We start from the raw sequence: 13,147 nt of genomic DNA, 5'->3' as shown, positions 1-13,147 counted from the left end.
TTATGGAACAACAACTTCTTAACCTTTTAATGTACACTATACCTGCCCTTGTTACAGGAGCCATTGCCTTCTTATTCTTTAGAGAGCATGTAGATAATGACAACAATAGGCGTAATTTTTTAATGAAGAAAGACATACAAAAAGAGTCATTTCCTCTTAGGTTGCAAGCCTACGAACGCATGGCCCTTTTTCTAGAACGCATAAAACCTCAAAAATTATTACCAAGGGTAAGTCCAACATCTTCAAATAAAGAAGATTACGAAAACTTACTTGTAGCAACCATTGAGCAGGAATTTGAACATAACCTAACCCAACAAATCTATGTTAGCGACCAATGTTGGAGCATCATTTTGGCAGCAAAAAACGCAACCATTCAATTGATTAGAAAAGCCAACATGAATGAAAAAACGGATAGTGCCGATAAACTGCGTGAAGTAATTTTAACAGAACTTATGGACAAATCTGCACCAAGCAATGCTGCGCTTTCTTTTATAAAAGAAGAGGTTGGTGAGATGTGGTAGATATCTCGTATCTAATATCTAGTGTCTAGTGTCTGGTGCAATTTATTTTTCTTTTTTACAGCAACACTTCATACTCAGTACTAGCTACTAGTTAAATGCTTTTTCTCAGCATATTCATAACCTTGCTGCCACCATTTTTCCATTAAACGCTTACTAAAAATCAAAGAATTTTCTGTTAAGCTTGTTGGCGTGTAATACAAATTGAGTTTTACATCTCTATTTTTTGCTGCAAGTTTCCCTATAACAATATCGCTTCGTTCTACTTGATCGAGCAAATGACCGAATAAATTCATCATTAAAGAAAATGGGTTTTTACCTAACACGCGCTGTTTACCAAGATTTTCTGCTTCAAGAACAACGGCGTCCACCTCTGTAGCGCCTCTCAAAATAGCCTCTCTTATGGGAATTACACAGCCCAAACCACCATCTGCATACTCATAACCATCTACTTTTGCTAAGGACATAAATGGAATGTAATTACATGAAATCCATATCCAATTACAAAATTCTTCATAAGAACAGTCATTAATAGATTTATACTCCACGCGATTCATTGATAAATTAGAAACCGTAACAACGACATCATGTTTTTCGCGTTTTATTTGCTGGTATTCTTCAATGGTAAAGTGCTTCTTTATATGTTTTCTAAGTGCTTTACTCTCGCCAAAAGTGCGTTTCATACGTATAAATTGCCATAACGAATTCACAAAATCAATGGATACATATTCTCTTTCCCCTTTTTTGCGCTGTACAAAAGGACTAACGCTAAAGATATCTTGTTGTTGAACATTAGTAAAAATATCATAAAGTTTAGAAATATCGCCTACGGCCAGATGCGGCACCAGCAAACTACCTGTAGATGTTCCTAAAAACATATCATACTTACGATTTTCGCGCTCCATAAGATATTGCGCTACTCCACCTGCAAAAGCACCTTTACTTCCACCACCAGAAATCACTAATGCTCGCATTATTTTTTCTCTAATTTTTCAGACATATCTTTTGCAAACTTAACCATTCTCCAGTTATGATGCGACTTTGCTTTTTCAAGATTAGATTTACAGGTATCGTTACATGCATTCATAAGATTAAGATAGTTAAAGGCATTTATACGCAAGTCCGCATTGTAACGCTCATCTGTATAGCTTACCAATTCTTCAAACAAACTCTGTTTATTATCTGCCTGATAAAAAGGTGTGTTAAGATTTAAAGCAATCCACAATAAGCGCACATTCTTGTCATTGAAGCCTTCCACATTTCTGGTTTTAGATAGGTATTTTGCGCGTTCTTCCGGAAATGATGTCCAAAGATTATATAAGGCATTTTCTATAGTTACGTAAGACTTATCATCTAACAAGGTTTCATAATTGTCCTTTAGCGCTTTGGGAATTTGCCTTACGTATTGCGAAATCGCTTGCCTAACCTTAAAACCATGCTTAAAGGTATCGTTCGTTACCAATTCTGGCATTTGAGAAATCACTTTTACCTTTGCTTCATCTGAAACATAATATCTTATATACTCTTTGCATTTAGAGGTTTTTGCCTGACAATCTACCATAAGATATTCGTTGATAAAAGTAGATTCATTTTGAAGCAATCCAAAAGCGGCATCAACAGGAAAATCCTTTTGTTTAATCCACACATCAACAAATGTATTTAGTGATTTACCATAGAAACGTTCTACTTCATTTATAAAATCTGAAGTTTCAACGTTTTTAAACTGATGTTTTTCCAAATAAGCTTTCACCGCCTTTTTAAACACATCATCACCAACTAAACTTCTCAACGCATGAAGCACCCAAGCACCACGTTGATAAAAGGTTAAACTACTTGATTTTGCATTTAAAAGCGATGTACCATCACCAGCTAAATCTTGTCGTCCTAGATCTACAGCAGATTCATAGAGTTTGAAATAATAATGGTTATCACCAAAAATATCACGCTCTGCTAACAAAGCATAATAGGTTGCAAAACCTTCTTGCAACCAATGATGCTCACCAGACGTTGCCGTAACCAAATTACCAAACCATTGATGGGCCAATTCGTGCGCATTAACATTAACATAGCTTTTATCATTAAAACCTATATCATCTACCATAAAAGCATCCGAAAAAATAGTGCAGCTTGTGTTTTCCATACCAGCATACAAAAAATCGTGTACTGGCACTTGTTTGTAGTTTTGCCAAGGATAGGCAAATCCAATTTCTTCTTCTAAAAAATCGAACATCTGCTTGGAGTAACGGTAAGTAGGCTCAACCTTTAAAGAATCTTCAGGATAGTAGTAATACTCTAAAGGAACGCCACTTTTTGAAGTCTCTGTTTTTTTGTTGTACTTACCAATTGCTAGAGCAACTAAGTAGCTGGACATGGGTTCTTGCATATTGTAATACCAAGTAGCTGTTGAGTCGTTGGTTTGTTTATTTATTAGTTTACCATTTGAAACAATTTCATAATCCTTATCGAAGGTTACAGATAAATCAAACTCTATCTTATCATTAACATCATCAATACTAGGCAACCAATTACTGGTATATTTTCCCTGACCTTGCGTCCAGATTTGTGGCTCACCATTTTTATTCACAAAGTATAAAGCTTTTTTGGGTTTAACTTTATACTTAAAAGATAGTTTATGTTTTTCACCTGCTTCAAAACGACTCAAAAACCACAATTTTTCACCATCATATTCATAATAAATACTGTCATGATTATGCAATTCAAAATGAAAGTTCATTTTTTTTGCATCCATAAAAATTGAATCTACAGATTTTAAAATTTTGAATTCAACTGTACTATTTCCCCATATTTTTAAAGAATCAGTATTTAAAATTATATCTGAATTAATTTTCATAAAATCCACATAGTCCGTTTGCTGAGCGTAGGAAAACACAGAAACAATCAGAAAGCATGCAATTAATACTCTTTTCATAAAATCAATTAAAACAAGGATTAGACCAAAATACAATTTTCTGTTATTTCGAAAGAAGAACGATTAAGAAATCTCTACATTTACAAATCCTTCACCATACTCAGAACTATAAACAAAGAGATTCCTTTTTTCAAAGGAATTAGTAAATTCGCAACTATGAGTGTGAACTTACAAACACCTATAGATTACCTTAAAGGCGTTGGACCAAACCGAGCTGATTTATTGCGCTCAGAATTGGGTATTCACACCTATCAGGATTTGATTAACCTCTTTCCAAACCGTTACATCGATCGCACCAAATATTACAAAATCAACCAACTACAACGTAATAATGCTGAAGTACAAGTTATTGGACAAATAACCAGTTTTAGAGAAGTAGCGCAAAAACGTGGAAAACGTTTGGTCGCTGAATTTAGAGACGATACTGGTGTTATGGAACTCGTATGGTTTAGAGGGCAAAAATGGATAAGAGAAAGCCTAAAAACAGGACAACCTTACGTCATTTTTGGTAAAACCAACTGGTTTAATGGTAAGTTTAGCATGCCACATCCTGAAATAGAATTACTATCGGAACACGAAAAAAATCTGCGCTCTGCCATGCAAGCCATTTACCCATCTACCGAAAAACTTTCAAACAAAGGGATAACAAATCGTGTTGTAACCAAAATAATGCAGCAATTATTTTTGGAAACCAAAGGACGTTATGCGGAAACTATACCAAATACCATTAGAGGAGAATTAAAATTATTATCGAAATCTGAAGCGCTCTTTAATATACATTTTCCAAAGTCTCCAGAGCTACTTTCGAGAGCTCAATTTCGACTAAAATTTGAAGAATTATTCTACATTCAATTGCAATTAATTCTGAAAAATTTAATCCACAAATCAAAAATAAAAGGCTTCACTTTTGAAAAAGTAGGAGACTATTTCAACACCTTTTTTAAAAACCATTTACCCTTCGATTTAACCAATGCACAGAAACGCGTTCTTAAAGACATTAGGGCAGATTTAGGAAGCAATGCACAAATGAACCGTCTTTTACAAGGTGATGTAGGTTCTGGTAAAACCATAGTTGGCTTTATGTCAATGCTCATGGGACTTGACAACGGTTTTCAATGCTGTCTAATGGCACCAACTGAAATTTTGTCAGTTCAGCACTACAATGGATTATTAGAATGGTGTAATAAATTGAATATCAGTATTTCATTATTAACTGGGTCAACTAAAACTTCAGATAGACGAATTATTCATGAAAATCTCGAAAACGGCAATTTACAGATCTTAATTGGCACTCACGCACTGCTCGAAGATAAGGTGAGATTTAAAAATTTAGGACTTGCTATTATCGACGAGCAACATCGTTTTGGCGTAAAACAAAGATCAAAATTGTGGGAAAAAGGCCCATCTCAATCTTCCCAGAGGGAAGACGCAAAAGCGGTTCTAAACAGATACCAAACTGCTCGACCTTCGACCTACAAATTGATGAAAGAATTACAGCAAGAAAACAAAAAAAACAGCACCGAAGCTGAGCGGATTTTATGGGAAAGTTTACGAGGCAAAAACATAGGATTCAAATTCAGACGTCAACATATCATAGACGAATTTATTGTCGACTTTGTAAATCTAGAGAAGAATTTAGTTATTGAAGTTGATGGTGGTTATCATAATAAAATTGAGCAACAGGAAATAGACGAAATACGAACTTTAATTTTAAATGATCTCGGATTTAAAGTTGTTCGATTTTCAAATGAGCAAATCATTGGAGATATCGACTCCGTAATCAAAACTATTGAGCAACACTTAAAAAGCCTCCCTTCTGGGGAGGTTGGTGGGGCAGTTATTCCACCACATATTTTAGTGATGACCGCTACTCCAATTCCGAGAACTTTAGCAATGTCTGTTTATGGCGACTTGGATATTTCAATTATTGACGAATTACCAGCTGGCAGAAAACCGATAAAAACAGTGCATCGATACGATAATAATCGACTGAAAGTTTTTCGATTTATGAAAGACGAAATTGCCAAAGGCAGACAAATCTATGTTGTGTATCCTCTCATTCAAGAAAGTGAAAAAATGGATTATAAAGACTTGATGGACGGCTACGAAAGCATCTCAAGAGAGTTTCCAACACCAGACTATCAAATTTCTATTGTTCATGGAAAAATGAAAGCCGAAGACAAAGATTACGAGATGCAACGCTTCGCTGAAGGCAAAACCAACATTATGGTTGCCACCACTGTTATTGAAGTTGGTGTTAACGTACCAAATGCTTCGGTTATGATTATTGAAAGTGCTGAACGTTTTGGTTTATCGCAATTACACCAGCTTCGTGGACGTGTTGGTCGTGGTGCCGAACAGAGTTATTGTATTTTAATGACTGGGCATAAACTGAGTAATGACAGTAAAACGCGCTTAGAAACTATGGTACGCTCCACAGATGGCTTTGAAATTGCTGAAGTAGATCTGAAACTTAGAGGTCCTGGCGATATTATGGGTACACAACAAAGTGGTGTTTTAAATCTTAGAATTGCAGATATTGTAAAGGACAAAGACATCCTAGAGCGCGCGAGATATCATGCGAAGTCGGTTTTAAAGCTTGATCCTAGCTTAGCTTTACCTGAACATAAAATGATTTTGAATACTTACAGACAAATGAGTAAGTACCGTAATATCTGGAATTATATTAGTTAAGATTTTGAAATTGCTCACAGCAAAAAATTCTCGATACGATTTCGCGTAACTCAAAATCACTCGAACTGACGACTTACTCATTAATAAGGGACTCAGAAATACTGAAATAAATTCAGCACAAGCAAGTTTAGGATGACCATATGTGGTTTATATAGATATAAAACCTATTGTAATGAGATTCCTGCTTTTGCAGGAATAAAAAAAAAGGCCTGGCACCAACAACAACCAGACCTTCAAAACATAACCAAACGTGTTTTGCTGATGAATATGTTTTCAATGTAGACCGATTTTGAAAGCAAGGCTGTTAGCGACTTGTTAAAGAACAGTAACCAATTGTTAATTAACGTATTATTAAGACAAAAGAAAAGAGGCATGACCAAATGACACCTCTTAAAAATTTAAACTTTAATGTTAAGTCTTAAACTTTTTTATTAATTCATAGCAACTTCAAAGGCTTCACCTATCAAGGTTTCACCTTCTAATATTTCAAAAGTTTTGTTTTTAGGAGCATCATCATGTAAAGCTCGTACCAACGTTTGTGCAACATCTGCCCTACTGATTTCTCCTTGTTTGTTTAATTCGTTTTCGGCAATTTCAATTTTACCTTTTCCTTCTTCATTTTTTAATGTTCCAGGCCTTATAATTGCATATTTCAAGTTACTTTCTCTTAAGTGTTCATCTGCATTTTGCTTAGCCTGTAAATAATCTTTAAGATCTGGCATCATTTCAGGATTATTAGCACCCATTGAACTTAACATTACAAATTTATTGACATTAGCCATCTTGGACACATCTATTAGGCGTTTTGCACCTTCCTGATCGACCTCTACAACATTCTTCCCACCAGATCCTGCCGCAAACACCACTTTATCCACGTCTTTTACAACGTGCGCTAAATCTTTGGTTAAATCACCTAAAACGGTATCTATATTTTCATTTTTAAATGGCTCTAACTGTGATTCTTTTCGCACCATAGCAATCGGATTAAAATATTGCGAATTCTTTAAAAGGTTAACAACTTGTTTTCCTGTGGTACCATTAGCACCAGCTACTAATACATTTTCCATAAATTATTTTGTTCTTTTATCATGTTTCTTAAAGCTCCATTTTTCAGCTTTAAGTATAACTACGATTTGTACGTAGTTACTATTCAGTTTCATTTAATTAAAATAACATATCTAATTACAAATTGTGTTAAGGTTGCCCTAATTAATATCTAGAAAACGCTAAAACAGTCTTAAATCAGAGTATAAATCACAGAAAACTTTGTTCTGTAGGTTTTTAAAATTCAATGTAAATCCCGATTTTTAGCAAAACATCACCAACCATGATTACCAAACTCGGTCAGAAATTTACAGATGGTTTTACCAAATACATGCCAAGTGCTTATGTGTTTGCGCTGTTGCTTACACTACTCACTTTTGTTTTGGCCTTGGTATTTACAGACCACCAACCCATTAATATTTTACAAGGCTGGTATAATGGCTTTTGGAGTCTTTTATCATTTGGTATGCAGATTGTGCTTATTATCATCACAGCTTACTGTATTGCGCAATCCTCACCTGTAAAAAAAGGGATTGATTATATTACCAAATATATTAAAACACCAACACAGGTTTATCTGGTTATTATTGCGCTTGGTGCTTTATTATCCTTAATAAGTTTTGGAATGGTTGTGGTTACAGCCATTTTAGGACGCGAATTGGCGCTACGCATTAAAGGCATTCACTATCCTTTTTTGGTAGCTTGCGTGTATTTTTCTTTTAATGGCTGGGTTTGCGGTTTATCGAGCTCCATTGCATTGTTGCTTAATACCGAAAATAACTTTTTGATACAAGAAGGTATTTTAAACAATACTATTTCTACAAGTTATAGTTTAGGCGCGACGCTAAATATTGCGATGATTGTTTTGTTTGTGGTCGTTTCTCCATTATTGATTTGGTTACTTATTCCTAAATCTCACGAAGGCAAAGAACTCAAGGATTTACAAACGTCGTTAGATGATGAAACTAATTCGGTTAAAGACGAAGCCCTCTCTTACAAACTACCATATAAAGCATTATCTGATGCGTTAAACAATGCTGGTTGGTTGCAGCTTACTGTTGCTGTACTTGGATTAGCCTATATTATTTACCACTTTGCAACCAAAAGCTTTGATCTCAACTTTAACATTATGATTTTCATTTTTCTTATTGTTGGGATGCTCTTACACATTACACCAATGCGTTTTAGCATTGCGATGAAACGTGCCAGCAGTAATATTTCTGGCATATTGTTTCAATATCCGTTTTATGCAGGTATTATGGGTATAATGATGGCTTCTGGTTTGGGTGAAAAAATCACAAACACTCTAATAACCATTGCCACTACCGAAAATTATGCTTTTATAGCCTATTTATCAGGTGGTATTATCAATTTTGCAATACCATCTGCAGGTGGTGAGTTTGCGGTTATTGGCCCAAGTATTTTAAATATGGTGCAAGAACTTGGCACCAACCTCTCACCGACTGAAGTTACAGCTATGACAGCCAGGGCTTCTATGTCTGTAGCTTATGGAGAAAGCTTAAGCAATTTACTACAACCCTTCTTTTTGCTCGTCGTTTTCCCTGTAATGGGTAAAGGCATTAAAATACAAGCGAGAGATGTGGTTGGGTATTTATTTATTCCTTTTGTGGTGTTATTTGTGATACAGGCGCTTTTGGTAACTTATATGCCTTATTAAACTATTTTACACACCATAATTACTTGTAACCATATACACTTGTTTTGTATGACATTACTTAAAAGCATAAAAAGGTCTATGAAAAAAGACTAATAATACTAGCATATGCAAGCCTTTTGTAATTATTTTTATATTAGTAGAGGATAAGCTTAAGATGGCTTTAGTTACAGGTTTGTAGTAAATTAAAATGAACAGACGAAAATTTATAAAACGAACATTTTTGGGAACAATTGGAGTTGGTTTTTTAACTGGACTTTACACTTGGCAAATTGAGCCTTTTTGGTTAGAATTTGTGAAACGTAAAATGCCAATTTCTAATCTTCCTGATAAGCTCGTTGGAAAAACTTTAATGCAAATTAGTGATATTCATATAGGAGATAGATTTGACTATAGTTATATAATTGACTCGTTTAAAAAAGCACAAAATTTTAATCCTGATTTTGTTGTTTACACAGGTGACTATGTAAGTTACGAGAACGAAAAGCAATTTGAACAATTAGATGAAGTATTAAAACATACTGTTAAGGGAAAAATAGGAACCGTTGGAATACTAGGAAATCACGATTATGGGAAAAACTGGGCTGAACAAAATGTAGCCGATAAAATTTCAGAACAATTGACAAATGCAGGAATCCAAATGCTAAAAAACGACCAAGCAGATATTTCGGGTTTGAATATAATCGGGTTTGATGATTTTTGGGCTTTAAATTTTGAACCTGAAAAAGTGATGAATAACTACGACCAAAATAAAGCCAATTTGTTGTTATGCCATAACCCAGACGTATGCGATTTAGATGTTTGGAACGGATATAAAGGTTGGATTTTATCTGGTCATACACATGGTGGACAATGCAAGCCACCTTTTTTAAATGCACCTATGTTACCGGTCAAAAACAAAAAGTATTCACAAGGCGAAATTGACTTGAATGACGGTAGAACTTTATATATTAATCGAGCCATTGGTCATTTATGGCAAATGAGATTTAACGTAAGACCCGAAATAACCATTTTTGAACTCGAACAATCATAAAATAGCTGGCTACAACATTTTATAAACGTAATAGGAGGTGAAATAGCTCAAATTAAACAAAATTAATATTTTTAGAGACATTGGTAAATCGAAAGTGAAGTGACTCTCATCTCCCACTACGCTTACACGTAACCGTTCTACACAAATTAACAAACGAGAAATTGAAATTGAAATTGAAAGCTATAGCTAATTTAAATATGGTGCACGGCAACATCTATAACTCATTGCTATTAAATTCCTAATCGAATTTATCGCAATTTACTAACTTTAGTGCTTAAACAGAAAATGAAACCATGGCCAAAACTCTTGTATCTAATTTAACCAAGTGAGTACTGAAAATAAAAATAAATTAAAGAAGCAAGAAAAAACAATCCTAAAAAGTCTTGCATTCGTATTTATTCCAATTTTTATTGTAATAATATCTATCTCATTAATTCAAAACAATTCAGAAAGCTATATTGAAAGAAAATATAAAAACATCCGAAACAACTCTTACTCTGGAAAAATTACAAGCTTATTATCTGAAAAAGATAACGGACGAACAAGATCGATTTTAATTGACAATAAATGGGAAAAAGAAATTCCTTTTTTCATACATGAAAAACTGAATGTTGGTGACTCTTTATTTAAGAAAACTGACTCTGACTTTGAATATTATATTCAAAAATTAAAAATGGACACTATAATAAGAGATGTAAATAAATTTTACAGAGAAAAATATTTCGACAAACTGAATGAAAAATAAAGGACTACTTATAACAATACATAAACGCAATTAAGGCATCTCTGGTTAAGAAAACGGAAAACCCTACAAAGCAAGTCCACTATTTACAACGAAAAAGGAGAATATACCTATTGGAAAGAATTGTTGAATGCAATAAAAACTTTTACTAACACTGGCTATAAGTTACTGCTCGTTCTCTCCTACTTCTAAAATTTCTATTCTCAATAACTTTTCAACGTAAACCCAAAGGTTAAAAACTTGTCTTCGCGTTTTTGGCCTTCTATAACAATACTTTCAAAGGTGCGTAAGTAGTTAATCTTAAAGCTGAGGAATTTCCATATTGGGAATTCCAGCCCAAAATCGGCTTGCCAACGGTAATTATCACTTTCCTCTAAAGAAGGTTGTATATAGCTTTCATGGCTTACAATTATTTTGCCTTTAAAAAGGTAGTACTTGCCATTAACCCAAATTGTTCCGCGCCATGTGTCAATGTCATCACTACCATCGTACGCATTAAGATTAAAATTGGTGTTGTTAAAATTGGTTTGCTCATACTCGCTTGTTACTGAAAACTTCAACCAATTCTTATCCTTTTTATACACCTGAAAGGTTACACCACCTCCCAATAAGGAACGCGAACTTATTTCGCGTCTGTAATTGGTGCTCAAAAAGCCTAATAACTGAGGATAAATCTTTTTTTCTGGATTAAAGTAAAGGAAGTTAAGACTTAAAAAATCGGCATCTGCTTTTTCTTTTCCGAATTCTTGATATACATAAGAATTCTGGGTTTTAACCACCCATTTTTTCCATGGTTTGTAAGTAATACCAGATTTTGCTCTAAAGATTAGTGTTTCTACATTACCACCTTGCCAGAAGCCTGTGAGCGATAGGTTAGCTTTAATTTTTAACGAATCGCTCTCGTTAATTTGCCCAAAAAGCAGTATTGGAAACAGAAATAAAAGGTATAATGTCTTATTAAATAGTAGCTGCATAAGTTTATACGCTTATTTAAGTTTACATGTCAATCTCAATTTGATTTGCTCGTCAGTTCGAGTGGTTTTTGGTGCGTACTCAGTTTGGTGAGGCAAAACCAAAAATTGTATCGAGAACAGATTCATTTTCAAAGACCAACTTCTCGATACAAATTTTTCTCATTTCAGTCGAAAAAGCCACTCGAAGTGACGAATTCAATCACATTGCGAAGATATTTATTTATCAACTTTTAAGTGCAGAGCGCTTTAAAAATCTACGATAACGTTTTCTTACTTACTCTTCTAGTAATGTTGTTATAAACGCTTCAAATTCAGCTTTAAACTCAGTATACTTCTCACCGGTTGCAGGTCCATTAAAACCTGTATGTATCTTTCTAACTTTTCCTTTTTTATCAATAAAAATAGAGGTTGGATAGGATAATACATGGTTTAGCATTGGTAATTTTTCTTGCGCTTTAGCTTTGTCTGCACCATCATATTGTGCTAAAAGAACAGGATAGTCTACACCTATTTTACTTTGCAATCTATCAATACGACTAAAGGCAGTTTCTTTGTCTTTTGCATACTCAAAAGCTAAGGCAATAAATTCTATATCCTTATCCTTATTTGCTTTATAAAAGTCTGCATAGTATTTGCTTTCATCCAAACAGTTAGGGCACCAGGTTCCCATAATTTGTACCACCACAACTTTATCTTTATATCGGTCATCCTTAAGACCTACCAACTCATCAGAAGTATTGGGAAACACAAAATCTAAACTTTCGTAACCTTCTTTTAGATAGGTCAATTCATTAGCGTTTGGCAGTTCATAGTCCTCGTTGCGCTTGGCTTCAAAAGGTTCCTTCCAGTGGTTTCCCGAATAAAAATAACCATTCATGGTTGAATCTTTTACTGTAGCTGTAAACAAAAAGGCGTGCGCACCATCAAAAGTTGACAGCTTCATAGTATCGCCATCCATAACACCTTCCAAATAACGGTAATCGCCTGTGGTAGTTCTAAAAGTACCTGTAACCTTCTGTCCTTTTTGCTTAAAAATGCCTTTTGCTATGTATTCATCTCCTTCAATACCTTTACTAAATACGGTTTCCCAAACACCTCCAATATTAGCACTTGGTTTTTCCTTTACCGGAAATCTTATATTTTCATGGCCTTCTGCTCTAAAAGAAACTTTACGATCTCTATCTGGGCTCACATAAAAACCATTCAGACTTTCATCATTGCTAATTTTAGCCACCAAATAATCCTTAAAAACTGGTAAATTAATGTAAACCGAGTCGTTTTTGTATTCAATTTCATCTACCAATATCGTTTCCTCAGCATTAAATATCTTCAATTTGTTTTTTGATTCGACTTTAAAGACGAAAGGAATTTCTTGGTTATCTTGAATTGGTAACCAAGCTCTGTACATTCCTTCGTCTAATGGAATAACTGCATTAGTATTAGATTTAGTTTCGTTTTTACATGAAAATAAAGATGTGAATACTAAAAGTCCAAAAATATATCGCATTACAAATTGAGTTTATTTAGAGTTCGAAATA

10 protein-coding genes are annotated in these 13,147 nt (G+C 34.3%); 5 read left to right on the top strand and 5 right to left on the bottom strand.

Features of this window, described 5'->3' with window-relative positions; genetic code table 11:
- The first annotated feature begins 2 nt into the window (after positions 1-2).
- A complete protein-coding gene (locus tag BWZ20_RS14865) occupies positions 3-521 on the top strand; it encodes a hypothetical protein (RefSeq protein WP_076621138.1) in 519 nt (172 codons plus the stop codon).
- Between the two features lie 80 nt (positions 522-601).
- Here BWZ20_RS14865 and BWZ20_RS14860 read toward each other — a convergent pair whose 3' ends face one another.
- Both BWZ20_RS14860 and BWZ20_RS14855 read right to left on the bottom strand, forming a co-directional pair.
- Complete coding sequence (locus BWZ20_RS14860; RefSeq protein ID WP_076621136.1) at positions 602-1,492, bottom strand: patatin family protein; 891 nt, start codon at positions 1,490-1,492, stop codon at positions 602-604.
- A complete protein-coding gene (locus BWZ20_RS14855) occupies positions 1,492-3,447 on the bottom strand; it encodes a M1 family metallopeptidase (RefSeq protein WP_076621133.1) in 1,956 nt (651 codons plus the stop codon). Before BWZ20_RS14855 ends, BWZ20_RS14860 begins: the two co-directional genes overlap by 1 nt.
- A 156-nt stretch (positions 3,448-3,603) precedes the next feature.
- Here BWZ20_RS14855 and BWZ20_RS14850 point away from each other — a divergent pair, with 156 nt between their 5' ends.
- Positions 3,604-6,141, top strand: a complete 2,538-nt coding sequence (locus tag BWZ20_RS14850; protein ID WP_076621131.1) for a DUF559 domain-containing protein — start codon at positions 3,604-3,606, stop codon at positions 6,139-6,141.
- Between the two features lie 431 nt (positions 6,142-6,572).
- Here the strand turns inward: BWZ20_RS14850 and BWZ20_RS14845 are convergent, their stop codons facing one another.
- Entirely contained in the window at positions 6,573-7,208 is a 636-nt protein-coding gene (locus tag BWZ20_RS14845; protein WP_076621129.1) for an SDR family oxidoreductase, read from the bottom strand.
- 260 nt (positions 7,209-7,468) lie between these two features.
- Between BWZ20_RS14845 and BWZ20_RS14840 the strand changes: the two genes are divergently transcribed.
- The 3 genes from BWZ20_RS14840 (at position 7,469) to BWZ20_RS14830 (ending at position 10,638) form a co-directional block, all read left to right on the top strand.
- Positions 7,469-8,863, top strand: coding sequence for a short-chain fatty acid transporter (locus BWZ20_RS14840; protein WP_076621127.1), 1,395 nt, complete (start codon positions 7,469-7,471; stop codon positions 8,861-8,863).
- A gap of 187 nt (positions 8,864-9,050) precedes the next feature.
- On the top strand, positions 9,051-9,893 hold the full coding sequence (locus BWZ20_RS14835; RefSeq protein WP_076621125.1) for a metallophosphoesterase: 843 nt from the start codon (positions 9,051-9,053) through the stop codon (positions 9,891-9,893).
- Between the two features lie 325 nt (positions 9,894-10,218).
- Positions 10,219-10,638, top strand: a complete 420-nt coding sequence (locus BWZ20_RS14830) for a hypothetical protein (protein WP_076621123.1) — start codon at positions 10,219-10,221, stop codon at positions 10,636-10,638.
- A gap of 200 nt (positions 10,639-10,838) precedes the next feature.
- On the opposite strand, the gene BWZ20_RS14825 is transcribed toward BWZ20_RS14830, so the two are convergent.
- Entirely contained in the window at positions 10,839-11,609 is a 771-nt protein-coding gene (locus BWZ20_RS14825; protein ID WP_076621121.1) for a DUF481 domain-containing protein, read from the bottom strand.
- A gap of 274 nt (positions 11,610-11,883) precedes the next feature.
- Positions 11,884-13,116, bottom strand: a complete 1,233-nt coding sequence (locus BWZ20_RS14820) for a peroxiredoxin family protein (RefSeq protein WP_076621119.1) — start codon at positions 13,114-13,116, stop codon at positions 11,884-11,886.
- Positions 13,117-13,147 lie beyond the last annotated feature (31 nt).

Origin of the sequence: Winogradskyella sp. J14-2 (assembly GCF_001971725.1) — a bacterium.
Classification (GTDB): Bacteria; Bacteroidota; Bacteroidia; order Flavobacteriales; family Flavobacteriaceae; genus Winogradskyella.
This window is presented reverse-complemented; position numbering and strand designations above follow the sequence as displayed.